Source organism: Sphingobacterium siyangense, assembly GCF_023277505.1.
GTDB lineage: Bacteria > Bacteroidota > Bacteroidia > Sphingobacteriales > Sphingobacteriaceae > Sphingobacterium > Sphingobacterium siyangense.
Window position 1 is genome coordinate 4,235,030 of record NZ_CP080574.1, and the last position, 25,870, is coordinate 4,260,899.

At 38.2% G+C, this 25,870-nt stretch carries 25 protein-coding genes and 1 tRNA gene; 7 read left to right on the forward strand and 19 right to left on the reverse strand.

Annotated features, from left to right (window positions below; genetic code table 11):
• The first annotated feature begins 72 nt into the window (after nucleotides 1–72).
• On the forward strand, nucleotides 73–756 hold the full coding sequence (locus K2F45_RS17800; RefSeq protein ID WP_248931955.1) for a 2-C-methyl-D-erythritol 4-phosphate cytidylyltransferase: 684 nt from the start codon (nucleotides 73–75) through the stop codon (nucleotides 754–756).
• 4 nt (nucleotides 757–760) lie between these two features.
• Here K2F45_RS17800 and K2F45_RS17805 read toward each other — a convergent pair whose 3' ends face one another.
• From K2F45_RS17805 to K2F45_RS17840, 8 genes are all read right to left on the reverse strand, one after another.
• Complete coding sequence (locus K2F45_RS17805) at nucleotides 761–916, reverse strand: lmo0937 family membrane protein (protein WP_104382583.1); 156 nt, start codon at nucleotides 914–916, stop codon at nucleotides 761–763.
• A 78-nt stretch (nucleotides 917–994) separates the two neighbouring features.
• Complete coding sequence (locus K2F45_RS17810) at nucleotides 995–1,762, reverse strand: MBL fold metallo-hydrolase (protein WP_182984051.1); 768 nt, start codon at nucleotides 1,760–1,762, stop codon at nucleotides 995–997.
• A 356-nt stretch (nucleotides 1,763–2,118) separates the two neighbouring features.
• Complete coding sequence (locus tag K2F45_RS17815; protein WP_248931956.1) at nucleotides 2,119–3,246, reverse strand: glycosyltransferase; 1,128 nt, start codon at nucleotides 3,244–3,246, stop codon at nucleotides 2,119–2,121.
• 6 nt (nucleotides 3,247–3,252) lie between these two features.
• Complete coding sequence (locus K2F45_RS17820) at nucleotides 3,253–4,203, reverse strand: glycosyltransferase family 2 protein (protein WP_075993353.1); 951 nt, start codon at nucleotides 4,201–4,203, stop codon at nucleotides 3,253–3,255.
• Between the two features lie 98 nt (nucleotides 4,204–4,301).
• Nucleotides 4,302–4,904 carry a DUF4199 domain-containing protein gene (locus K2F45_RS17825; RefSeq protein WP_248931957.1) on the reverse strand — a complete coding sequence of 201 codons (603 nt, stop codon included), beginning with the start codon at nucleotides 4,902–4,904 and terminating at the stop codon, nucleotides 4,302–4,304.
• A gap of 4 nt (nucleotides 4,905–4,908) precedes the next feature.
• On the reverse strand, nucleotides 4,909–5,583 hold the full coding sequence (locus K2F45_RS17830; protein WP_075993355.1) for a hypothetical protein: 675 nt from the start codon (nucleotides 5,581–5,583) through the stop codon (nucleotides 4,909–4,911).
• A 4-nt stretch (nucleotides 5,584–5,587) separates the two neighbouring features.
• Nucleotides 5,588–6,856, reverse strand: a complete 1,269-nt coding sequence (locus K2F45_RS17835) for a dihydroorotase (RefSeq protein ID WP_248931958.1) — start codon at nucleotides 6,854–6,856, stop codon at nucleotides 5,588–5,590.
• A gap of 215 nt (nucleotides 6,857–7,071) precedes the next feature.
• Nucleotides 7,072–7,641: a UbiX family flavin prenyltransferase gene (locus tag K2F45_RS17840; RefSeq protein ID WP_075993357.1), complete on the reverse strand. Its 570-nt coding sequence runs from the start codon at nucleotides 7,639–7,641 to the stop codon at nucleotides 7,072–7,074.
• A 349-nt stretch (nucleotides 7,642–7,990) separates the two neighbouring features.
• Between K2F45_RS17840 and K2F45_RS17845 the strand changes: the two genes are divergently transcribed.
• Entirely contained in the window at nucleotides 7,991–8,641 is a 651-nt protein-coding gene (locus K2F45_RS17845) for an ankyrin repeat domain-containing protein (RefSeq protein WP_248931959.1), read from the forward strand.
• Here K2F45_RS17845 and K2F45_RS17850 read toward each other — a convergent pair.
• A complete protein-coding gene (locus K2F45_RS17850; RefSeq protein ID WP_248931960.1) occupies nucleotides 8,638–9,921 on the reverse strand; it encodes a DUF2851 family protein in 1,284 nt (427 codons plus the stop codon). The genes K2F45_RS17845 and K2F45_RS17850 overlap by 4 nt on opposite strands.
• 66 nt (nucleotides 9,922–9,987) lie before the next feature.
• Nucleotides 9,988–11,034, reverse strand: coding sequence for a bifunctional diaminohydroxyphosphoribosylaminopyrimidine deaminase/5-amino-6-(5-phosphoribosylamino)uracil reductase RibD (gene ribD / locus K2F45_RS17855; RefSeq protein ID WP_248931961.1), 1,047 nt, complete (start codon nucleotides 11,032–11,034; stop codon nucleotides 9,988–9,990).
• Nucleotides 11,035–11,068: 34 nt separating this feature from the next.
• Between ribD and prmC the strand changes: the two genes are divergently transcribed.
• From prmC to K2F45_RS17870, 3 genes are all read left to right on the forward strand, one after another.
• Nucleotides 11,069–11,929: a peptide chain release factor N(5)-glutamine methyltransferase gene (gene prmC, locus K2F45_RS17860; protein WP_248931962.1), complete on the forward strand. Its 861-nt coding sequence runs from the start codon at nucleotides 11,069–11,071 to the stop codon at nucleotides 11,927–11,929.
• A gap of 115 nt (nucleotides 11,930–12,044) precedes the next feature.
• Nucleotides 12,045–12,117, forward strand: a tRNA-Lys gene (locus K2F45_RS17865).
• A gap of 647 nt (nucleotides 12,118–12,764) precedes the next feature.
• Nucleotides 12,765–13,802, forward strand: coding sequence for a LacI family DNA-binding transcriptional regulator (locus K2F45_RS17870; RefSeq protein ID WP_248931963.1), 1,038 nt, complete (start codon nucleotides 12,765–12,767; stop codon nucleotides 13,800–13,802).
• Between the two features lie 95 nt (nucleotides 13,803–13,897).
• Here K2F45_RS17870 and K2F45_RS17875 read toward each other — a convergent pair whose 3' ends face one another.
• From K2F45_RS17875 to K2F45_RS17890, 4 genes are read right to left on the reverse strand one after another with little or no spacing between them, the layout of a single operon-like run.
• Nucleotides 13,898–14,743, reverse strand: coding sequence for a hypothetical protein (locus K2F45_RS17875; protein WP_248931964.1), 846 nt, complete (start codon nucleotides 14,741–14,743; stop codon nucleotides 13,898–13,900).
• Nucleotides 14,740–15,123, reverse strand: coding sequence for a GntR family transcriptional regulator (locus tag K2F45_RS17880; RefSeq protein ID WP_070567719.1), 384 nt, complete (start codon nucleotides 15,121–15,123; stop codon nucleotides 14,740–14,742). Before K2F45_RS17880 ends, K2F45_RS17875 begins: the two co-directional genes overlap by 4 nt.
• A 1-nt stretch (nucleotide 15,124) precedes the next feature.
• A complete protein-coding gene (locus K2F45_RS17885) occupies nucleotides 15,125–15,934 on the reverse strand; it encodes a hypothetical protein (protein ID WP_248931965.1) in 810 nt (269 codons plus the stop codon).
• Nucleotides 15,918–16,769: an ABC transporter ATP-binding protein gene (locus tag K2F45_RS17890; protein ID WP_248931966.1), complete on the reverse strand. Its 852-nt coding sequence runs from the start codon at nucleotides 16,767–16,769 to the stop codon at nucleotides 15,918–15,920. The genes K2F45_RS17885 and K2F45_RS17890 overlap by 17 nt, the downstream gene beginning before the upstream one ends.
• Before the next feature lie 723 nt (nucleotides 16,770–17,492).
• On the opposite strand from K2F45_RS17890, the gene K2F45_RS17895 reads away from it, so the two are divergent.
• Nucleotides 17,493–17,969, forward strand: coding sequence for a glycosyltransferase family protein (locus tag K2F45_RS17895; protein WP_248931967.1), 477 nt, complete (start codon nucleotides 17,493–17,495; stop codon nucleotides 17,967–17,969).
• On the opposite strand, the gene K2F45_RS17900 is transcribed toward K2F45_RS17895, so the two are convergent.
• From K2F45_RS17900 to K2F45_RS17910, 3 genes are read right to left on the reverse strand one after another with little or no spacing between them, the layout of a single operon-like run.
• Entirely contained in the window at nucleotides 17,970–18,746 is a 777-nt protein-coding gene (locus tag K2F45_RS17900) for an enoyl-CoA hydratase/isomerase family protein (protein WP_088162209.1), read from the reverse strand.
• Nucleotides 18,747–19,586, reverse strand: coding sequence for a hydroxymethylglutaryl-CoA lyase (locus K2F45_RS17905; protein WP_248931968.1), 840 nt, complete (start codon nucleotides 19,584–19,586; stop codon nucleotides 18,747–18,749).
• Between the two features lie 6 nt (nucleotides 19,587–19,592).
• Entirely contained in the window at nucleotides 19,593–20,741 is a 1,149-nt protein-coding gene (locus K2F45_RS17910) for an acyl-CoA dehydrogenase family protein (RefSeq protein WP_070567729.1), read from the reverse strand.
• Between the two features lie 154 nt (nucleotides 20,742–20,895).
• Between K2F45_RS17910 and K2F45_RS17915 the strand changes: the two genes are divergently transcribed.
• Nucleotides 20,896–22,503, forward strand: a complete 1,608-nt coding sequence (locus K2F45_RS17915) for an acyl-CoA carboxylase subunit beta (protein ID WP_248931969.1) — start codon at nucleotides 20,896–20,898, stop codon at nucleotides 22,501–22,503.
• 91 nt (nucleotides 22,504–22,594) lie between these two features.
• Here K2F45_RS17915 and K2F45_RS17920 read toward each other — a convergent pair whose 3' ends face one another.
• Both K2F45_RS17920 and K2F45_RS17925 read right to left on the reverse strand, forming a co-directional pair.
• Nucleotides 22,595–24,523: an acetoacetate--CoA ligase gene (locus K2F45_RS17920; RefSeq protein WP_248931970.1), complete on the reverse strand. Its 1,929-nt coding sequence runs from the start codon at nucleotides 24,521–24,523 to the stop codon at nucleotides 22,595–22,597.
• A 122-nt stretch (nucleotides 24,524–24,645) separates the two neighbouring features.
• Nucleotides 24,646–25,692, reverse strand: a complete 1,047-nt coding sequence (locus tag K2F45_RS17925) for a ferredoxin--NADP reductase (protein ID WP_248931971.1) — start codon at nucleotides 25,690–25,692, stop codon at nucleotides 24,646–24,648.
• Nucleotides 25,693–25,870: the final 178 nt, after the last annotated feature.

The following is a 25,870-nucleotide window of genomic DNA, read 5'->3' on the forward strand; positions in this document are numbered from 1 at the left end:
GATAAAATAAAAAAAACGTGGATAGCCTTAAACTATCCACGTTTTTTTAAATAATAACCTTTCAATAACAACATGAACTTTGTAATTATCGTTGCTGCCGGAACCGGAAATAGAATGAATAGCGATCTTCCAAAGCAGTTTCTTGACTTAAATGGACTGCCGATTGTTATGCATACAATTAATCGTTTTTGCCAATCAGAAACTATTTCGGAAGTTATTTTGGTCATCAGCGAGCTAATGGAAAGTTTTTGGACCGAACTGTGTTTGAAGCATCAGTTTGATCGCCCTATACATATCGCTTTTGGCGGACAAACCCGCTTCGAAAGTGTAAGGAACGGAATAGATTACATTCAGCAAAATTTTGATATCGGTCCAAAAGACTATATTGCGGTACACGACGGAGCTCGTCCTATCATCACTGAAGCTCTTATTAAAAAAGCCTTCCAGGGGGCGTATGACCATCAGGCAATTGTCTTAGCACAAAAGAGCATTGAATCAGTTCGGATGGGAGACACCACATCCAACTCCGCTGTTGATAGAAATCATACCTGGTTAGTACAAACTCCACAGATTTTTCATGGAGAATTGCTTCTAAAGTCCTATCAGCAAACCGAAGATCCCCTTTTTACAGATGATGCGTCGGTGGTAGAGAAAATGGGCAAGCGTATCGCTATCATTGAAGGTGACTCCAGAAATATAAAAATCACCTACCCTCAAGACTTACAAATTGCCCAGTTCTATTTGAATTTGATTTAATGGATTAAGCATTGCCACGAATAACGCGCAATAAAACCACAATAATGGCAATGACCAAAAGGATGTGGATAATGTTATTGCCAGCCGCATAACCTCCAAAAAAACTTATCGCCCAAATGATAACTAAGATAACGGCGATGATATACAGTAAATTTCCCATTTCTTTATAATTTAATACCTAAATCTATTTTTATAGGTATAACAACGAAAAAAGAACTATAGTTTTATTTTAAATGGATTAGCTAATTTCAAGCTGTAATCTATCGTAAGCTAGAAACATATTTTCGGGCAATTCTCTGGAAACAGCTTCATGCAGTCCCATTCGATGCCCTATATGTGTAAAATAGGTTTTATCGGCATGAATGTCATAGGCAAATTCAATCGCCTCATCCAATGTTAAATGTGAAATATGAGATTCCTTTTGCAAAGCATTTACCACGAGAACCTTTACTCCTTCCAATAATTTCCGTGATTCTGCGCTGATAAATTTCGCATCAGTAATGTAGGCGAAATCTCCGATCCTAAAACCCAAGACTGGCATTTTATAATGGAGAACTTCAATAGGCATAATTTCTTTTCCAAATAAAGACAAGGGTACACCGGCCTTTATCTCTTCCAAATCCAACCTCGGAGCTCCGGGGTATTTAACTTCAGTAAACGCATAATAAAATTCTCGCCTGAGCGCTTCATGGAGAGCTGCTGTACCGTAAATAGAAATTGAGCTATGCTGCTGATAATTAAATGCCCTTACGTCATCTAAACCAGCAATATGGTCTTTATGTGAGTGTGTCATTAACACCGCATCCAAATGCATAACTTTCTCGCGCAACATCTGATACCTAAAGTCTGGCCCAGTATCCACAACCAATGTATGTTGATTGTATTCAATAAGAATAGAAGAACGTAACCTCTTATCACGTCTGTCTTCAGATTGACAGACCTGACATTGGCATGCTATTACAGGCACCCCTTGTGATGTTCCGGTTCCTAAAAATGTTATTCTCAAGCTACAATTTTTGATTTCAATACTTCTTCATAAATCGGAAGAAGTTTTTCAGAAATAGCTTCCGAATCAATTTCAATATCCAATAATATGTTCCACAATGACTGGATTTTTATTTCAAGATTCGAAAACTTATTGACTACTACAACTTTTGTCGTCTGCAACATACAAGCGCCCGTGCGGAATGAACCTTTCTCGTACCTAACTTTATACCCTTGCTCCTTAAAAAACTCTTCTAACTTAGTTAAACTGCTTTGTGTAAACGGCAACAAAATCTCTCCTTCCTTTTAAATTTCTACCTCAGTCTTCCAAACTTAGATAAATTTGATTTTATATACAAATAAAATCAATGCTACTCATCAACGCGCCAACTTAAGAAGTTCATTGCCAAAAGTTTCCCAGCTGTATTTCCTTTTTTCATCGATAATATTCGTTCTAAATTGCTCTTCTTTGTTGTAATGGTAAAATGAAAAAATACCGTCGGCTATTTGACGGGCATCAGGTTCCACAACATATCCAACGTAGCCATCTTGAACCAATTCCGGCAATCCCCCAACATTACTCACAATCATGGGAAGATCAAAATGATAAGCAACTTGGGTGATTCCACTCTGAGTAGCGCTACGATAAGGCAAAACAACGCAATCCGCAGCTGAAAAATAATGCCCCACCTCCTGATTTGGAATAAAATCGGTATGCATAAAAATAAACTCTTCGAGTTTATACTTTTTTATAAGCTCCAGATAGGGAGCAGGATCACCATAAAATTCTCCGGCAAGCAATAATTTAACACCGAGATCGCGAACCTTGGAATTAGCTAATGCTTCGAGCAAGATATCTAATCCCTTGTATTGACGAATAAAACCAAAAAACAATACGACTTTGTCCTCTTCGGCAATATTAAGTAATCGACGTGCTTCCTTTTTACTTTGATGCGCACCATAGTTATCGTAGAGGGGATGCGGCGTATATACCGCTGGCATTTTGGGGCTTAACATTTTCAGATCTGCCAGCACACTTTTACTCATCGTGAGACAAGCATCAACAGATTTCAAAAAGTAGCGGATCAACATCTTATCCCCTATGCGTTGTTCATGAGGGATTATATTATCAGCGATACATACAATTTTAGTATGTTTATTTTTTCGAACTTGTCGCTGGATTGTTCCCAAACAAGGCCCAAAAAACGGCATCCAAAATCGCACGATAAGCAAATCGTAGTTCGCCTTCCTAAGCTCCCTACCAACCTTTATCCAATTAAGTGGATTAATAGAATTCACTGTCGTTTTAATATGAAGACCGGTTGGTGCAGGCTCATCTGAATATTGCGACTTTCCTGGGAAAAGAAAATTGGGATACTGTAGACTAAAGGAATAGATATCCACTTCATGACCTAACTCCTGAAAATGGGATGCCAATCGTTCATTAAAAGACGCTATCCCCCCTCCCCTCAATGGATAGGCGGATCCTAAAATCACAATTCGCATAATTATTTAAATGACTTTCTCAATTTGATAATCATTCCGATCGGAGCTGCTTCTAGAGACTAATTCTGCCAAGAAACCTGTCAGAAATAATTGTGTTCCCAAAATAATCGCTGTTAGCGCAAAGAAAAATAATGGTTGATCTGTTATATCTCTAAATGGTGTGCCGCTTGCTATACTCATCAGTTTGTGGCAAATCAGATAAATGGAGATAAATAAACCTGCAAGAAAACTAATCACTCCCATAACACCAAAAAAGTGCATCGGTCTTTTCGCAAATTTGCCGACAAAAAATATGGACAATAAATCCAAGAAACCTTTTACAAAACGGCCCGGCCCAAATTTGGTTGTACCGTATTTACGTGGGTAATGCTGTACAACCTGTTCCTGTATATTGGTAAATCCAGCCCATTTCGCAATAACGGGTATATAACGATGCATCTCGCCATAAACCTCAATGTTTTTAACAACATCTTTTTTATAAGCTTTAAGACCACAGTTAAAGTCATGCAGGTTATGAATTCCAGACATAGATCTTGTTACCCCATTAAACAATTTGGTTGGGATTGTTTTGGTTAACGGATCATAGCGCTTTTGCTTCCAACCCGATACTAAATCCGCTCCCTTGTTCACGATCCGATCATACAGTTCAGGAATCTCATCTGGACTATCCTGTAGATCCGCATCCATTGTAATAACAACATCGCCCTGTGCAGCAGCAAAGCCTACATTTAAAGCCGCAGATTTTCCGTAATTGCGTCGGAACTTTATCGCAGAAATATTCGTGTTCTTTAACTTCAACTCTTCAATAACTTTCCAAGAATTATCTTTACTCCCATCATCAACTAAAATAATTTCATAGGAAAAATGATTGGCCGCCATAACACGGTCGATCCAAGCTGTCAATTCGGGTAAGGATTCTTCTTCATTAAATAAAGGAACAACAACAGAAATATCCATGTGAATGTTAATCATGCTAAAAATGTAGTATTATTATACCAACAAAGGTATTACTTTTTCAGTAATACCTTATAGGGTCAATTTTATTTTATTAAATACTAATTGGTCTCTTGCTTAATTATTAATTTTTCTCGTTTCGTCAAGGCTGATAATAGTAATGCAAAAACAAATTGAAACATCAATGTGATTGCCAATCCTTTGAACACCTGCCCTAAGGTTATCTTTCCTATAGCATCAACTTGCTTTTCAAGTTCTGCAATTTTTGAATCTATAACTTCATCTGGCACATTGTTTTTCTCCATATACTCAATGGTAACGTTAATTGTATGCGTCACCACCTTTTCTTGTAAAGTTGGATTAATGAAATTAACATAAAGTTGCGTACCAATAGTAGAAATAATCGTAGAGATAGCAAGCATCATAAAGATCGATTTCAATGCTATAGAAAAATTCCAGTATCCACCATTTGCTTTCCTAAGAGAGAAGGCGAACAGCGCAGAGATAACAACAAAAATCCCCGTATTAACAATAAATGACATCGACATTACCCCCCAAAAGGAATTTAAGTCTTTGACAACAAACAAAACAACTAATCCTAGAATAAAAGAAATTATTCCTAAAATAACACCATAGATAATACTTTTCTTTTTGTCGATTACCGCATCAAATCCTACATTACTTTGGTTGAATGATTCTGCCATAAAATTATTTGTTATAGTAAGTACTAATTATTTGGTAAAGGGCGATATCAAAAGCCTTATTGGAAGAAGCGTCAGCATACTCTTCAAATTGCTTTTCAGATGGTTTCAACTCGCTAAAGAAACTCATAATAGGATAGAAAAGTTCATAAACTTCGCTTCTCGGATTTATTCCTTTTCCTACTTTTGCAATTTCAGCATATGGGCTATCTACGACAATCTGATTAGCAATGATATCTTCATAAATTTCATGTTCGTCTTGGAATTCATCTTCATCGACCAGTAAAAATTCTTTTAGGAAATCATCCAATTCAGGTTCAATCTCATCATCCTTACATTCTCCTAAATAAAGAAAAATATTCAACAATTCTGTTCCACGATCTATTGTTTCATCTTCGATCGCTTCCCATTCTTCAGAATCCAAATAATCATCTTCCAATTTTAATACGTCATTGGAGAAAAAGTTCATCAATAAAAGATCGACATATACTTCACGAAGTTCGTCAAACAACGGATAGTCATCAAAAGACTGATCCAACAGTTCTAATTTCTCAAGATAGCTGGCCTCCGTATTGAATACGCCAATAATCTTTTCGAGAAACTCTGGGGCTGTCGAGATTCCATCAACCTTGCCATAATTTAATATACCTGCCTCAACGGCTGCTTTAACATTTGCTTCCATGGTTTTAATCGTTTTTAATGATTTGACTATTATTGATGACCAATTCGACAGCCCCTTTTAAGGTCTGTCCGAACAATGGAGAATTTTTTGATTTGGATTTATTGGTTTTCTCATCGAAGCTCCAAGTCTTCGCTGAGTCAAATATGACAAGATTGGCTACTGCCCCTTCTTCAATAAGAGGAACTTCAAGTCCTAGAATCTGTCGGGGTCTAACTGAAAGACTATTGACAATTTGTTCTTCGTTTAATCCAGCACGAACCATGAGTGGCAATACGGTCTGTAGTCCAATAATTCCATTTTTTGCAATATGAAATTCTACATTCTTAAATTCTATTTCATGCGGTGTATGTTGCGAAACAACAGCGTCAATAGTACCGTCCTTAATTCCTTTAAGTAATACCTTAAGATCTGCCTTTGTGCGTAACGGCGGACTCACCTTATAATTACTATCAAAACCGACAATATCTTCGTCAGTAAAGACCAATTGATGTGCAGCAACATCACATGTCACTGGAAGACCTTTTGCTTTAGCTTTTTTTATCAGGTCAACGGCTTCTGGTGTGCTAATAGATGCAAAATGAATTGGAGCTCCGGTATATTCCGCCAAATACAGATCACGAGAAACCATTAACGATTCGGCAAGATTGGGAATACCCTTCATCCCCAAATAAGTACTCATCGCACCTTCATTCATTTTGTTTCCACCTGCCATAGATTCATCTTCAGCATGTGAAAAAATCAATCCATCGAATCCCTTCGCATATAACAACGCTCTGCTCATTAATCCTGCCTGCTGTACACTCCTATTTCCATCACTGAAAGCGACAGCACCCGTTTGCTTCATATCAAATAGCTCGGCTAGTTCCTTTCCTTCTCGCTTTTTACTGATAGCTCCAATTGGATGTACATCAACAAGATTTCCTTTCGCTGTATTGACAATAAGTGCAACTTCAGAACGGCTTTGAATCGCCGGTTCGGTATTTGGCATTACAGCAACTCCAGTAAATCCTCCCGCTGCTGCTGCTGCGGTTCCACTTACAATGTCTTCCTTGGTTTCTAATCCAGGTTCTCCAAAATTGGCATGTAAGTCAAAAAAACCTGGCGCTAAAATTTTTCCGGCGCCATCGATGGTCTCTATGTTTTTATCAGCTACTTTGACAGATTTTCCAATCTGTGCAATCTTTCCCTTTTCGATAAATACATCAACTTGCTGCTGATGAAATTCATTACCAGGTAAAATTACTTTAACAGAAGTAATCAATAAGCTTTTCATATATGAATGTGATTGAAATTAAAAGGATACAACTTATTTATCGAAGCATATAGCGTGCGCAGTGTTAACAGACAAACGGTGGCTTTATCACTATAAATCATATAGCTGCAAATAACTTTTTCGCGTGATGCCTGTGATTGCTTCATTTCGAGAAACAAAGTTACAAAATACAAATTTATTAAAGAACATTAAAAATAGATTTCAACGAGGAATAACTAGGCATTTTCTCCCCACTGATAATGTTTAAATTCAAACCCCGCAAGACTCAAAATCCGATCAACCACCGTTTCTGCAACATCCTCCAAAGTCTTTGGCAAACTATAGAATGAAGGTGATGCAGGACAAATGATACCTCCGGCCTCTGTCACCAATTTCATGTTTTGAATATGTATAATACTTAGCGGTGTCTCACGGGTAACCAAAATCAATCTTCGTCGTTCTTTTAGCATTACATCTGCCGCGCGAGTTGTCAGATCAGAAGAAATTCCGTGGGCGATCCTTGATAATGTCCCCATTGAACACGGGCAGACAATCATCGTATCATAGCGAGCCGACCCGGATGCAAAAGGAGCAAAGAAATCACCCTTATCATAAAATTTGAACGGTACATCCTGATAACTCTCATCGCCTAACTCTGCACGCCATACATCCTTCGCATTATTCGACATTACAATTCCAACTTCTGCGATCTGTGTTTTTAATACCAATAGTTTTTTAAGTAAAACTTTAGCATAGATTGAGCCGCTAGCTCCAGTAATGGCAATAACAATTTTTCTCTTAGACATCTCTTTTAAAATAATAAAAACAAAGCTATAAAAAAAGGGTCGTAGTGAGAAACACCCGACCCTACATCTACCTATGAAAAACATGCCCTTGGGAGGGGCTTAACAAAAGTACATCTACTTTTTAATTTACAAAAACATTATGCGCATTACTACACATTTGTGTATATAAAATACCCCAAAAATAACTTTTTTCCGGATTTTAAGATCCAATTCACCCCGTAAAAACACCCTTCTTCTAAATTTCAGTTTAATTCCAAGCAAAATTAAATACAAATATTTTCGCAAATCAAACATTTATTCTCATCAATAAAGTCTATTTTAGTGACAACGTTAGACAATTTGTTAAGACATGAACCTTTCCGTTTTAGAACAATATATTGAAGAAGGCAGAAGCCATGATATCGACTTATTATTGATTGGAAATCCCGAACTTTTACAAGAAACAACGAGTCATGGAATTTCTCCCCTCCTATTGGCTTGCTATTATAACAAACCCCAGATCATTCGGACACTTTTACAGCACACCAAATCCATGACTATCCATGAGGCCTGTGCGGCTGGGTTAACCTCATACCTGGAGGCTATTATTTCGCAAGCTCCATCTGTTGTCAACGAATGGTCATCACAGGGTTTTACGCCATTGACCTTAGCAACATATTTCAACAAAGCAGACATTGTCCGTCTTTTACTATCCAAAAAAGTCAATCCGAATGTTGTAACCAAAAATGAACAACGCACCACTGCGCTACATATTGCTGCGGCAAACAACAATGAAGAGATCGGCAAGTTGCTTATCGATGCTAATGCAAATGTCAATGCCATTCAAGCTACTGGTGAAACTCCACTTCATTTCGCTGCTCAATTTGGTAATATCGACTTTATTGTTGCCTTACTCGAAAATGGAGCCGACACCAGAGTCATCAATATTTCAGGATTAGCTCCAATGGATATGGCATATGAAAAAGGCCATAAGGAGATTGCAGAGATTTTAAAGAATTAATTTCTTTTTAAAATTTCGGATCCTATGCTGCAATGAAGGCAGCGCTTTCTATCACAGTAAAATCTCTTTAACTGCAAAATTCCTTGACTTTGCAATGCGCTTTGAACAGGCCAGTCATATTGAGCAAATTGTCTCACAACAACATTTTTTTCTGCAGGAAGCTGCTCCAAAAGATCTAGCGCTTTATCAATATATGACTGGATACTAAAATATTTACCGTATGTAAAAAGAAATACGATAATCACATTAATAACAAGTGTGTCAATAGTTTCTTTACCCAGCCGAACCGATGTTTTTACCTTCGTTTTTGTACCGAAAGAAAAATATCCCCCAAAATAATCACCCGGCGACTCTATCTTAAATAATTTTCGAGCAGCCTCCAAATCATCCACAGCCAAAATCTTAGCAACGCCCAACTCGTTCTTACTAAACAAAACAGCTAATTGCGTGATTCGCCGTTCAGGAAAATTATAAGGTCTCATTCTCATCCTTTTCCAAACCCCATAAATAGCCTCTATACCGTGAATATGTTTTTGGTACTCAAATTCATCAGCTAGCCGCTTCATATACTCGCTTTCTTGTCCCTGAATTAACAGCCTGCTGATCCCAAAGAAAAGAGCCTCTATTTTAAATAGGTTGGAACGATATTTTTGTAAAATGTTCCAAGGTAATTTTTCCCCAAGTTCCTGAAATGTATCTGCATTAACTTTTAATCCCATACATCTGCAGATCCATACCCATAAAGTTTTTTCCCAATCCGTATTAAATTGTTTTAGGATCACCGACATTTGTTGAACCTTCATTTCTAGGCGTTCAATAGCTAAACTACTCAGCCACATGGATTTTTTAAAAAGATCAATAGAACCAAGCTGAAATTCACAAGGAATCGAACTTTTAGTATTCATCATCACTGAATACCGTTCCAAGAGATGCTGTTCCACATATTCCGAAAGCACCAATGTCGGTATCGATGTTCCATCATTTCGGTAGATAACTTTATCATTTTTCCAAACCACATGTAAGATAACATTATTATAAACGGAATCTTCCTGATGACAATGTCGATCCCAATCCGAAGATTGGATATGCATCTCGACATGACCAAACCAATCATTATCTTTACACCTAATATGTGACATGAGAAAATCGGGGCCGGAATCTGTATTATATTGCCCCACATGAACAACGACCAAGGGTTCTCCATCAGTAGAATTCAACCCATTTGCACGGAATAGCCGAAGTTTCCAGATAAACTGCATTAAGCTTTCTGTAACTAACATAATTGTAATTTTAGAATTAAATCAACCGGCTATGGCTTATAATTCCTTAAATATACAATTTAATAATTACTGTTTCTTATAGATCTTTAAAAGATCATTGGAAACCAATTTGCTTTCTAGCAATTGTCCCTTAAATTGAGGAGCCTCAATCCCGTTCAATAATGTTGTTTCAGACTCAAATACCCTTGCCTCATCCCAGAGATCCGCATCTATAAACATTTGCAGAGTAGCACGCCCTCCTTCTATGATTATTGACTGAACATCCATTAAATAAAGTTGATAAAGAATATTCTGTGGCAGATACAACCCATAATTTTCAAGCTCAATATACTTCACATTTGCTGTCCATTCTGTCTTTTTAGCATTGAACACAATTGTATCAGCTTGATCATTGAGAATATTAGCATCTAGCGGGATAGCAAGATCTCTATCTAAAAGAATACGCAATGGGTTTTTACCCTGCCATTCTCTTACGGTCAGACTGGGATTATCTACGACTGCAGTATTTGTACCAACCAAAATAGCATCTTCCTCCGCTCTCCAACGGTGAACCAACTGTTGGCTTGCGGCATTACTTATCCACACCTGCTTACCCTCTTGTCCTATAAAAACATCCTTGGTTTGTGCCCATTTTAAAATAACATAGGGACGAAATTGACCGATACGTGTAAAAAACCGACGGTTGAGCCATACGGCCTCTTTTTCCAGTAAACCAATTTCAACCTCAATACCAGCTTCCCGTAGTATTTCTACTCCTTTGCCATTGACCTTTGCGAAAGAATCCAAACAGGCTATAAAAACCTTCAAAGGTTTCAGCTCCGCAATCATATTAGCACAGGGTGGCGTCTTTCCATAATGCGCGCAAGGTTCAAGGCTGACATAAAAAGTACTTTCCGCGATAATCCGCTTTGCCTTTTCCCCATACTTTTGCATAACCTGTTGTACAGCATTGACCTCAGCATGTGGTCCACCATACGGAGAAGTATACCCTTCACCGATAATTTTACCGTCCAAAACAATGACAGCCCCAACCATTGGATTGGGACTCACTGAACCCGCACCCATTTGGGCCAGTTCCAAACAACGATGCATATATTGCTTGTGCATATCCATAGATACAAATCTATGAAAATCGTACCTTTGACACATGAAAATACTTCAAGATTTGGAATTATTATTTCAACATGAGCTTCAGGAGTTATATGATGAGGATGAAATAAAAGCTATATTTTTAGTGATTGTTGCCGAAAAGTTTGGGTTAAATAGAACCAATTATCAATTGAGAAAAACAGCTATCGTCAATGAGGCGGATAAGGCTGAAGTACTTAGCATCCTTCAGGATCTAAAAAAGCACGCACCTATACAGTACATACTCAATAAAGCAGATTTTTATGGTGAAGTTTTCCAGGTCAATAAATCGGTCCTCATTCCACGCCAGGAAACTGAAGAACTTGTCGATCTGATCATCAAAAACCACAAATCTTCTCAAAACCTAAAAATTATAGATATCGGAACTGGCTCTGGCTGCATCCCTATCACCTTATCAAAGCATCTCAATAATGCCCTGGTAACAACGATAGACATCTCAAAAGAGGCGATAAAAACAGCACAAGAAAATGCTAAGAATTTAAAAACTCAGGTTCAATTTATCAATGCGGATATATTTGAATGGGAATACATTTTCTCCGACCAACAATACAATATCATTGTATCCAATCCGCCCTATATAACTCCGGGAGAAAAGCAGCATATGAACCAAAACGTATTAGCTTATGAACCTGAGCTCGCATTATTCATTGAAGAAAGCGCTCCGCTGATTTTTTATGATGTTATTTCATCCTTTGCACTGAAACATTTAGTCCCAGATGGAGATCTATATTTTGAAATCAATCAATATCTCGGTGCAGAAATGAAAGAACTTATGGTCAAAAAAGGATTTGAGCAGGTCAAACTCATAAAAGACATCAATGGAGCAGACCGAATAATCCATGCAAAAAAAGCGCGATAAAAAATAATCCGTTTATTTATTAAGCAGTTAAGGCCTTTTCATCAAAATTTGCCTGCAATAATTTGGCATATATCAAAAGAAATTCTACCTTTGCATCACTTTCAAAAACAGAAAGGATTCCGTAGCTCAGCTGGTAGAGCAATACACTTTTAATGTATGGGTCCTGGGTTCGAATCCCAGCGGGATCACTAAAGAAAAGCTAATCGCAAGATTAGCTTTTCTTGTTTAACACGCACGGGAACATTTTTTTTGTTCTGCAAAAATTACCGGTAAAACCGAAAAGCTACAACAACTCCAATGCGCAACCCCATTTAGCCTATAGTTTACCGATAATCTAATATTGGACTATTCTCACAAAACTATTTTCATTATCAGTTGTCTCTATTTATACAGACAAAGATTTAAATGATGAAAAGGCAATTAACATACATAATAATATCATCCTCTTTTTTCCTAATTACAAGTTGCTCCGTAATAGAAGGGATATTTAAGGCTGGTGTTTGGACAGGTATCCTCATCGTAGTTGTTATAGTCGCCCTTGTCCTTTGGCTCATCAGTAAACTTTTCGGCGGCACCAAATAACAGCCTACTCTTTTAACAAACTTTTCGACACCTTTCGCCCGAATACCAACAACATCTCATCAATTCTCATTAACAACGCTTTTCTTGATCTCCATTTGAAAACATGTTTTTTATCTTATCTTTATAATTTCAAGAATTTACGGGCTCAATACATTAAAAATAGTAACCGATAATTCAAGAATAATTCTAGCGCACTATCTTACCATCGTATTGACGCTAGAACATTTGTAATCAATGAAAGAGGATCGAGCACATGAAGAGATTTACGTTAAAAGAGATTGGCCAACAGTTAAACCTATCTCCAGGAACCATTTCCAAAGCACTAAACGATAGCCATGAAATAAGTGCAGAAACAAAAAAGCTAATCTTAGATTTTACGCAGAAAATCAATTATATACCAAATTTCTCCGCAAAAAGCTTAAAGACTGGGCGCTCAAACACCTTAGCAATCATTGTTCCATTTATCTCAAGCTCATTTTTCTTTGATTTCTACGAAGAGATCTCGCACATTCTATCGCAGACGAATTATAAACTGATCCTATTGCAGACTTTTAACGACGAGAAAAAAGAAAAAGAAGCGCTGGAACTTTGCATACAAAGCAATATCGAAGGAGTGATCATTTCCCCTGTGAAAAATGATTCAAGCTTATCGCTTTTGTTTTATATGATGGAGCAGGTTTGTCCTGTTATTATTTTCGACCGAATAAACCATCAGCTCGAGACATTCAAAATCGGAATTCAAAATAACAAGGTCATCTACCAGGCAACAGAAGAAATGATCAAAAACAGAAGAGAAAATATCATTCTCTTACTATGTAAAGATATTGGCGGAAATGTAAGTCGTATAAAAGGATATAAAGATGCACTCTTCAACGCCGGCGTACCCTTCAAAGAAGAAAATATTATAGAAATATCCTATTCCAGCCCTAAAGACAATATCGATGACGAACTGGAAAGCAAAATAAACACGTTAATAAATAAGCCCTCCGCTCCAAATGCACTCCTCTCAACGACAGACACCTTGTCGTTAAAAGTTTTGCACATATTAAATAAATTGAAGGTGAAAATTCCTGATGACATGAACTTAATTGGCTTTAGCAACACCCCTTTTGCCAACAGTCTCAATCCATCTCTAACAACAATCACCCAACCAACACAGCTGATGGCAGAAAAATCGGTAGAACTCCTCTTGCAGATGTTAAAGAAAAAAAACAAAAAGAATTATTTCGAATTCGAGACGTATTTTTTGGACTGCAGTATCGAACACCGAAAATCTACATCATCCCTTTAAAGAAAAGGTCAAAATTCCATAGCGGAATTTTGACCTTTTCAGAAAATACCGATCTCTACTATTAACGATCGACCGCAACATCCACCAATTAAACCCTACTTAATCAATGATCGTAATGCATGGACAGGCAAATCTATTTTAGTATCATTGGATAGATTTCCGTTCAATGTTCCCCATTGCAAACTATCTAAACGGACAGATGATTTCCCTTCAGTTTTAATATTCAGAAGACCAACTTTGGCCTCAGGTCCTTTCCTATTGAAATAAACTTCTGAATTATTTACCACAATATCTGCACTTTGATAATTCGTACGCGGAAGTCCCAAAACACTATTCGTCGTGTTAACAAATAAACGACCAACAAGAGAATTCCCCTTACTGTCCGTCCCGCCAAGATCATCAATAGTGGAATTTGTCAGGTTCAGGTTCAACGTATTTATAACGGATTTCTCTGCAAGGGAAAATACCTCAACGCTATCACCTACAACAGTCAACTCGTTCAACTTGGCGGACAACTCGTTAATACCCGCATTTTTTAATTTTAAAACCTTAAGATCAGGTGAAAAAATATAGATTGACTTATAAAACCCCTCTCCTCCTGATAAAAGATCTAAGGTAAGATTGCCAGATTGATCAACATTCGCTTTCACAAAGTCGGCTTGACTTTTATTAACTTTAACCATAAACTTATCGCTTTTCACCCAATACAACCCTACACCGCTTGCATTGGTACCTACAATATAAAGCTTATCGAAAGCTGCCAAGGGGAACGACCGGTAATAAACATCCTTTGCACCTGGCTTAGATACCTCCTGCTCAACATCAGCATTATATTTTTTCGCATCCACTCGATTTATACGAACAAGGTAGGACGCGACAAGCATCGGAACCGCGAATAAGCCTATTGCTAATCCCATTATTATTTTTGTACTTAATTTCATGACTCATTTTGATTAAAATTCTGACTTACAAACCGTCTATAACGTTGCTCTAACTCATCCAAACCGATTTCCAATAAATAAATATTACGAAAAAACAAGGGAAGGTCTTCTTCTAGAAAAATTGCCTTTCTATATAACTTCACATTCTTCACCGATTCTTGTGTCAGAAAAAAACCGATCCCGCGCTTATTGGCTATAATTTCTTTCTGCTGCAACATATCGTAGGTCCGCATAACAGTATTGGGGTTAACCTCCATCTGAACTGCCAATTCCCTTACTGAGGGGAGTTTTTCATCCACTTTCCAGGTCGCTAGCAAAATATGATCACATACGTACTCAGCAATCTGAAGGTAAATGGCTTTATTTGCATTGAACTCCATACTAAATCTCCTTTTCTTTTAACCTTAAAAAAGCAACCGCCCAAATCATTATGGTAAGCAACACTCCTACAGCGCCGATCAATGCAAAAATATGATTTGAATCAGACCAATAGTTATTATCCATTGTACCTACGGTATCATGGGTCTGAGTCTTCATTAAGTAAACAAAAAGACACATCCAAACAACACAGTAAAGCACAAGAAAAATAGCCGTCTTTACGTATTGATAGTTTTGGTAGACGATCCCACCAAGTAAGAAAATTGCATTCAGAAGAATTGGTACAAAACAAAAATAATAAGCTGGTTCAGGGTATTGAACCTTGAAAAAGTACTGCCATAGATCCACACTGACCGTCTCTCCTGATGGCTGTACTTCATTTACAACCACAGAACCAACGCTCCTCAAATAAGAAACAAATGCCAAATCGATCAAATAAAAAACCAATAAGTATGAACCAATACTCACGACAACCGTATAGAATAAGCTGACCAGAAACTTTTCCAATTGTGAAGCTGGAATCATCAGCTCAAAAATCGCCCGGGTCTTCTTCCCTAAATCAGCAAAATAACTGCTCGAGATAACCGTTACAAAAAAGAGTCCCAAGATACAAAACAACGGTGCTCTGAAATTTAGCAACGAATAAACAGTATTCTTTTTGATGTCATCATAATTTGACCCCAAATTAACCGCATAAAAACCAAAAATTACCCCGGCAATAATCCCTATTGACATCAGATAAATTCGCCCAAAACCAATCCATTGTCTTCGAATTAGTCCAAAAAAACGCGTAGCATTAAATAGATTTGACATATTCATCATGTTTAATAAGGTCCGTAATTTTTTCCTTGCACTGTAACACAGCATTAAATAGCAACTCCAAATCCAGTTTCGAATCTTCTACCGCCGAGTTTGGGAGAATAACATTAAAACCGCCTACTCCTTCTTCGGAATAGAGTGTATCCAAAGGCAATTCTCTTACTTTTTTAAAGCATAAACGATCAGTAATCACTTGCATCGGAGCATTGAGTGCAACCTTATGATCATCAAGTAATATAACAGCATCAATAAGATTATCCAGATCACGCACCTGATGTGTGGAGACAATCACACATCGATCGTCAGTAATGGCAGAAGCCATGATCTTTCGAAACTGAACCTTAGAAGGAATATCCAAACCATTCGTTGGCTCATCCATGATGATCACTTTTGTGTTAGACGCTAAACCGAAAGAAATAATATATTTCTTTTTCTGTCCATAACTCATGTTTGCTAATTTTTGCTCAATGGGAATATCGAACTCACGAATAAGCTGATCAAAATATACCTGATCGAAGTTGGGGTAGAACCCTGCATTAGCCTTCAGAAACTGTTCTGATTTTACGGCAGGAAGATAAAACTCTTCCGGAATAAAACTAATCTCTCTTAACAAGGAAGGTTCCCTTCGATTAGGGTTATGCCCCAGCACATCAACTCGCCCCGAAACAGGATATACCAAACCGGCAATATTCTTAAGCAAAGTTGATTTGCCAGCACCATTCTTCCCCAACAAGCCATAGATATGCCCCTGCTTCAATTCAAGATCCATATGAAGAAAGAGTGGCCTTGATTTACTATAGCTGAAATTTAGATTTTGGATAGTAATCATACTACTGTATTATTTAATTAATACACTAATATAGAAACGAATTTTATATAATTCCAAAAATATTTTAAAAAAAACACAGGCAGAGCTTTGCTTACGCTCAGGCATTACGTTAATTTAACAGCGCAAATCGGACATAAGTCAACATAAACCCTCAATTTACTTAATAAACATAATATAATGACAAACAAATAGTTATTTAAATATATTATGAAATTCATAATAAACAAAAGGCAACTTTGGGATAGGTGTTATCCGTGTTAAAAAACTGAACAAATTATAACTATCCGCCAAAAGTAAAATAACCGCATTCTAAGCCTAAATAAATCAAAACCACACAAAACCCCTTGCGAATAATAAACAGCACCTCAGAGGGGCTAAAAACTACCAAAAAGAGAATACACAAGAGCAGTATTGATTATTCAACAGGAAGCATCTTTGTTCTTCCAATCATTTGAACTGTGTGTTTGGACTAGTCAATCGTTATTCTCCACCTGACCGACGAATACCAAATTACACGTAATAGTAGTATTAACCAAGAGTTAAAAAAAATACAAAACAAACTAATAATCAAAACAATAAAAAACTTATATAAACAAGAAATACACATAAATATAACATACCTTGAACAACGGATTAGTCAACTGATGAAAAACCCTCGTTTATTTTATATGATGATATTGCTTAAAATAGCTTTAAATCTATTTTATTACCATCTTTGTCTGTATGATGAATTACATTTATCCTTTCATTCTAGCGATGCATTCTTTATGGAGATGGGAGGTATTGATTGTATTAACGATTAGTCTCGTGAACTTTTTTTACAAAAGAAAAAAGGAACTTCCATTCTCCCCTACTGATCAATTTCTTTTAAAAACTACGGTTATTTCTTTTTATATTCAGCTAGCTTTAGGTTTTAGCCTCTATGTACTGAGCCCCATCACACAGTACTTCCTGCAACATTTTGACGAGGCTGTTCACCTCAGGCAAATTCGCTTCTTTGGCATGGAGCACAGTAGCATGATGATTATTGCCGCAATCTGTTTAACATTAGGTGCCCTTAAAAGCAAAAACGCCGATACAAACGATCGACGTTTTAAAATATTATTAATCTGGTTTGGACTAGCTCTCCTGATCGTCCTTAGCTCCATTCCCTGGGAATTCTCGCCGCTGACAAGCAGACCTAGTTTTCGATCATTTTAATTAGCTATTTTGCCAGTTGGCTTTTCTCTTATTTCGCATTGCATCCATTCCCTCTTTGAAATCATTGGTTTTACGCAAATCCGCCAAGCTCTCCAATAGAAAGTTATACTTATCATCATAATCTTGCTCTTTTAATTTTCGCAGTGCTACAAAACCCCGTGATATGGCCAAGGGAGCATTTTCCAGGATCGTCCTTTTCAATTCAATCAATACTGTTTCTTCAGCATCCAGGATGCCATAAACGATTTCCCTTTTCAAAGCCTCCTCCGCAGAAAAAGACCGACCACTGATACAGAGATCCATGGCTTTTCTTTCAGGCATATATTCTGTAAGCAACGCCAACACCTGAAATGGAAAGAGCCCAATTTTCACTTCAGGCAAAGAAAAACGTACATGTGGGAGAGCAAATAAATACGTACAGGATAATGCTATCAAAAAACCACCTGCAATAACATCTCCCCTAACAACACAGATTGAAGGCTTATCTAAACAGGCAAATATTTCTGCCAGTGACTTTTCAACCTTGGGAATTGCCGAATTTCCAATATCTAATGTAGGGTCCTCAAAAGCTTTAAGATCCATACCAGCACAGAACACCGGACCTTCAGCCTCTATTTGTACTAAACGAACATCAGGATTGCTATTCGCCAGATTCAATGCATAGGCTATTTCGCTCACCATTGTCGGACTAAAAGCATTTCTTTTATCCGAACGGGCTAAGGTCAAGTTGAACACATGCCCCTCAACGTGCACTTTAATAAAATTCAGTTTTTCCATCTACAAAATCATTTGTCTGAAGCTATGCTCCAATCCGATTATTTCAGCATCAGTTCCTCGTCCAAAATAATGCAACAACAGCTCTGAAGGTATATTACCGACCAAATCATCTTTTGCAAATGGACAACCGCCATAACCGAGCAATGCGCCTTCAAATTTACGGCAACCCGCCAGATAAGCTGCTTCAATCTTTGCAAGACTCTCCTCTCGCCTCGCATGAAAATGTGCGCCTACTTCCAGTGTTGGAAAACGAGTTTTAACAAATCTAAATAATTCTGAGATCTGATTTGCATCGGCTTCTGAAGTTGTGTCTGCCAAAGAAAATTCCCGAATGCCAAGATCGCATAATTTTCCAATCCACTCTTCTACCAAAAGCGGGGACCAAGGGTCACTGTATGGGTTTCCAAAAGCCATGCTAATATAAACAACCAGAGATTTATGCTGCGAGTCGGCCAAAGCTTTCATTTCTTTTACCTGCTGATAAGAAGCCGCCAAGCCCATATTGGTATTTCGAAGTTGAAATGTTTCCGATATTGAAAATGGATACCCTAAAAAGTGGATTTTTTCCTCTAGAGCTGCCTCCTGCGCGCCCCGAAGATTGGCGACAATCGCCAATAACTTCACTTTTTCATTCGTTCTGATTCCTTCCAGTACTGCTTTTGTATCCGCCAACTGCGGAACTGCTTTCGGCGAAACGAAAGATCCAAAATCAATAACATCAAACAGCCCACTTTCGATTAACGTATTGATATGTTTAATTTTCTTATCCGTCTCAATAAAGTTATGAAGCCCTTGAACAGCGTCTCTTGGGCAATCAACCAATACAACTTGATCCCTCATAATATGCTATAAAATATCTTTCTCAATCTCTCTAGCAATCACCATTTTCTGAATGCTTGAAGTCCCTTCACCTATTGTACATAACTTGGCATCTCTAAAAAACTTCTCGGCGGGATAGTCCTTTGTAAATCCATAACCGCCAAAGATTTGTACAGATTCATTCGAGACACTAACGGCAGCCTCTGACGCATAAAGTTTAGCCATCGCACCAATTTTAGAAACACGATCTCCATGATCCTTTAAATAACCCGCCTGCCTCGTCAACAGTTCACTGGCTTCCACCTGTGTAGCCATATCTGCTAGCGCAAAAGAAACCGCCTGAAATTCGTAAATCTTTTTCCCAAACTGCTCACGCTCGTGCGCATATTTCAACGCGCACTCGTAAGCTCCGCGTGCAATACCCAAAGAAAGTGCCGCAATAGAAATACGTCCGCCATCCAATAATTTTAAGGCCTGCACAAAGCCCTGCCCTTCTTCACCAATGAGTTGATCCCGATGAATCCGACAATTATCAAAAAACAGACAGGCAGTTTCTGAGGCACGCATCCCCAATTTATTTTCTTTCTTTCCTGCGGTAAATCCAGGTGTACCTTTCTCAACAATAAAAGCTGACATCCCTTTTTTATCTCCCTTAGCCCCCGTCCGCGCAATAACGACAGCAACACTAGAACTGATGGCATGCGTGATAAAATTTTTAGAACCATTTAACACGTAGTGATCACCATCTCGCTCAGCAAATGTCGTCATTCCACCAGCGTCCGAACCAGAACCTGTCTCTGTAAGTCCCCAGGCACCGATCCATTCAGCTGTCGCCAACTTTGGAAGATAACGTTTCTTCTGTTCTTCACTGGCAAAGCTTAATATATGATTTGTACATAACGAATTATGCGCCGCTACGGAAAGTCCAATTGAGCCACACACCTTGGAAATCTCATCCAAAACGGTAATATACTCCTGGTATCCGAGTCCCGATCCACCATATTCTTCAGGAACGATCACACCCATGAAACCGTGTTCGCCTAACTTTTTAAAAACTTCTATTGGAAATATTTGGGCTTCGTCCCATTCCATCACATAAGGTTTGATATGATACTGTGCAAAATCTCGTGCACTTTGTCTGATCATATCCATTTGTTGTTTATTTTCAATAAACATAAGCATGAATATTAAATTTACAATCGGTAATTCAATTCAAATATATCAAAATATTTAGGAATAAAATTGCAAATATTTTAAAATTTTATTTTAAATTTATCTAAAAATAAAAAATTCTTAATTCAACAGCTTTTTAAAACCAAGATTATAAATTATGAAGGAGCTACTCGCATTACTTCGCCAAAAAAGAGAAAATTTAAAATTGGGTGGTGGCATCGATAAAATAAAAAAACTGAAAGAAAAGGGTAAAATGTCAGCCTGGGAACGAATAGAATATCTACTGGACCCAGACCGAGAATATCTGGAAATAGGCATGTTTGCCGGCGAGGGAATGTATAAAGAACATGGCGGATGCATAAATGCAGGCTGCGCAGCGGTACTGGGCTATGTAAAATCCAAACTATGTGTCATCGTCTCTAACGATGCAACCGTAAAAGCAGGAGCTTGGTTCCCTATTTCTGCCAAGAAAAATCTACGCGCACAGGAAATTGCCATGGAAAACAATCTTCCAATTATTTATTTGGTAGATTCTGCAGGTGTGTTTTTACCGATGCAGGATGAAATATTTCCCGATAAAGAACACTTTGGCCGCATATTCCGTAACAATGCCCGAATGTCTTCCATGGGAATACCTCAAATTGCAGCAATCATGGGAAGTTGCGTGGCAGGTGGCGCTTATCTCCCTATCATGTCTGACTACGCCTTTATCGTCGAAGGAACAGGCTCTGTATTTTTAGCAGGCCCATACCTGGTCAAATCTGCGATAGGTGAAACCGTAGACGCTGAAACACTCGGCGGAGCTTCTACCCATTCGGAGATATCCGGCGTGACAGACAATAAATTTCCCGACGACCAAAGTTGTTTAGAGGCTATAAAAAATGTTATCGACAAAATAGGTGGAAATCCAAAAGCTAATTTCAACAGAAAAAAAAGCCTTCCTCCAAAAACAGATCCGAGTAAAATAGTAGAGATTCTTCCCGAGGACAGGACAAAACCTTATCGCATGCAGGATATCTTGGATGCAATTGTAGATGCAGATACTTTAGAGGAATACAAACCCGATTATGGAAAAACCATTGTCTGCGCCCTCGCACGTGTAGACGGTTGGGCCGTCGGCATTGTTGCCAATCAACGTGAAATTATCAAAGCCAAGAAACCCGGCAACGCAATGGAAATGCAGATGGGCGGGGTCATCTATAGTGATTCAGCAGATAAGGCAGCGCGCTTCATCATGAATTGCAACCAGCAGAACATTCCGCTTGTGTTTTTTCAGGACGTCACCGGATTTATGGTAGGAAGCCGATCAGAACAAGGGGGGATTATCAAAGACGGAGCAAAAATGGTAAATGCAATGGCCAATTCCGTAGTCCCAAAGTTCACTTTTATTGTTGGAAATAGTTATGGCGCAGGAAACTATGCGATGTGTGGAAAAGCGTATGACCCACGACTAATCTACGCTTGGCCTACTGCCCAAATGGCTGTCATGAGCGGTGCCGCTGCGGGCAAGACACTGTTTCAAATCCAAGAATCAGCTTTAAAAGCCAAGGGTCAAGAAATTAATGAAGAAGAAAAAAACAGTCTCCTTAAATCAATAGAAGATCGGTACAACGAGCAACTAAGTCCGTATTACGCTGCTGCAAGATTATGGGTTGATGGAATTATAGCGCCTGAAGAAACACGAAAAGTCATCAGCATGGGAATTGAAGCTGCCAACGAAAAGCCTATTCTAGAACGGTATAATGTAGGTGTTATACAGGTCTGAGTGGAGTAAAATTAAATTAGAAAACCCCTCAAACGATAAACTTCGTCATCCGAGGGGTTTTCTAATTAGGTATTTTTATCTTATACTATACTTAAGATCTTCTCCAGATTTTACTGATCGCTTCAAAGTCTAACAAAGATTCTCTGTTCCGCATAATATCTACTGACACCGCTTTTTCTACAGCCATTCCCGAAAAAATCTTCTTAATAGGCAGCTCCAGTTTTTTACCGCTTAACGTGTAAGGAATAGCCGATACCTGAAAAATATCGTCAGGCACATGTCGCGGACTATATTGCTGCCGAAGCTCCCGCTTAATCTCTCCTTTTAACGCATCATTCAATAAACCATTGTCCAATTGAACAAAAAGCAACATATCAGATGATCCATTTTCATGATCTACGCAGATAACCAAACTATCCAAGACCCCTTCGGTTCTATTTAAAACATTATAGATCTCTGCAGTACCGATACGTACCCCACCCCGGTTCAGCGTTGCATCTGAACGACCGTACATAATTATTCCATCATGTGCAGTGATCTTAATCCAATCACCATGACTCCAAACACCGCTATATTTATCAAAATAACTATCAAAGTATTTTTTATTCGCCAAATCATTCCAAAAATAGATGGGCATACAGGGCATGGGAGCTAAAATAACAAGCTCTCCCACCTCTCCATAAAGATGATGACCATTCTCATCAAATGCTTCTATCTTAGCTCCTAGGGTGCGACATTGAATCTCCCCTGCATAAACATCAAGCAATGTACACCCCGAAAGAAAGGCACTGCAAACGTCTGTACCACCACTTAGCGAGACAATTTGACTCTCTGGAAACTGTACATTTAGCCATTCAAATACATCCGGTGGAAGTGGTGAACCTGTCGACCCTATTGTTTTCGGCTGATAAGCCAAGGATTTTAAATCTTGATCTTGACAGGAGATGAGATAAGCAGCGCCAACACCAAAATGGTCCACCTTGCTTTCCTGTGCAAACTTCCATAAACTTAATTTATCGGGATAATTCGTAGCCCCATCATATATACACAATGTATTTCCCATTAAAAGGGCCGAAAGCGCGTAATTCCACATCATCCATCCAGTAGTGGAATACCACATGAATCGATCCCCGTCCTGCACATTTTGATGCAGTCCAAGTGCTTTCATATGTTCCAGCAGCATACCACCAACTCCATGTGTAATGGCTTTGGGCTTCCCGGTTGTTCCCGAAGAATACAAAATCCATATTGGCGCATCAAAAGGCATTGCCGTAAATTGGAGCTCAGCCTGTGTAAGATCCCTTTTCAGAATCTCTTCCCAAATATTGTCATCAATCAAAACACAAGCCAGTAAAGATGGTAGTCGCAGAGAAAGCTGTTTAATACTCTCCGCTTTTTCAAAAAGACGGCCATTATAGTAATAACTGGAATTTGCGAAAAGCACTTTGGGTTCAATCTGCTCAAAACGATCCTGAATACTCGCCTCCCCAAAATCGGGCGAACAACAGGACCAAACAGCACCAATGGAATTAACAGCCAAAAATAACGCAACAGCCTCAATGCCATTAATTAATACACCAGCGACGCGATCTCCACTTTGTACCCCTAGTTCTTTCAAATAGACCTGAAGTTTGAGAACCATGGATTCCAACTCAGTCCATGACACCTCTCTTTTAACTTGCTGTTCAGATTGAAAGATTAATGCCGGACGCTTTTCCGTTGTGTTTCGAAATACGTGTTCAGCATAATTCAAGGTAGCCCCAGCAAACCACTTTGTTCCGATAAAGCTTGTAGGATCTGCTAGCGACTCAACAATAGTTGTAAAGTCTGAATGAAACTTTATATTAAAATAGGTGGCTATACTCTTCCAAAAACTAGCCAGTTCCGTCGTAGACCATGCCCAAAGCTCCTGATAGGATGGAAAGAATAAGCCATGCTCCTTCTCAACATATTGTTTAAACTTATTGATCTCAGATTGAGATTTTTGCTCTTCTGTTGGGCTCCAGAGTAATTTCCCCATAATAGTTAGATATAAAACGGTTATATCCAAACTTAGATAAATTTACTTGTATATGCAATTTTAAATATTTCTGGAGCCCCATAACTGCACAGCATATTTTTGGATTAAATACGAATGCTCAATTATAGCACTTCAATAGCGGTATTCATTTCTACCGGATGCCCCGTGCACAAAAGTATCCTTCCTTGTTCAACTTCGCGATCTGTTAACACCTCATTATAGTCCATTCTTACTTTCCCCCTTGTACAATGCGAAATACACGTACTACACATACCGGATTTACAAGAATACGGCAACTTAATTTTATGTTCCAGCCCGATGTCCAAAATGGATTTATTGTAGGGAACCTCTAGATGATAAGTTTTACCTTGAAAAGATAGTTCGATGGCATAGGTTGTTGTATCGACTTCCTTTTCAGTCTCATCATCATCATCCTCTTCATTTTCGGGCAATAGAAATGTCTCTCGTTTTATCTGATTGGAATCAAATCCCATCCCCAAAAGTGTAAAACGGCATAGGTCCATATAAATCACAGGGCCGCAAGTATAAAACAAAGCATCTTCCTTATTTCCAAACAAATGATCGTTAACAATAGCATGTATATAATCTCTATTTAGCCTGGCTTTCATCAAGTATTTACTATTGGAGTAAATCCACACAATAGTTAAGCGATCAGGAAATCGATCTGCCCAGTGCTCCAATTCCGATCGGAACGGTGTTAACTCCAGCGTACTATTACTGTAAATTAAAACTATTTTGGACTTACTTTCAGCAAGAAGCGCTGTTTTCAGAATAGCATACAAGGGTGTAATGCCAATTCCTGCAGCAAACAAAAATAAGGTCCGAACCTTTTCCGGTTCAGGTTCATATACAAATAAACCCTGAGGTTCCATTGCATTGACGATATCCCCCTCCACAATAGTATGGTGGAGCAGTCGGGATATTTCCCCATTTTCGACACGCTTAACAGTGATACTTAAGGGCTCATTATTATCAGGCGAACTATTAAAAGAATAAGAACGACGTACCTCACGATCACCAAACACAAAAGAAAGTGTAATAAACTGCCCAGCTTTATAGGAAGGATAGTCTCCTGCTATAGACTCAAGCTGAAAAGTAATGTTATTATTAGGTTGGGGGATAATTTTTGAAATCCTTAATGTATACATAAATCAAACTTAGCTAAATTTGACTTTATAAACAATTATAATTCTCTAGCTACCCTGTCCTATGGCTGCCTTGAAGCGTTCTTAAAAGAATGCAAATTATATGTTACGTAAATAACATAAACCAAAATTCAAAACAATATATGCCACCCTAAAAGATGATTTTATAACAATTTTGTTG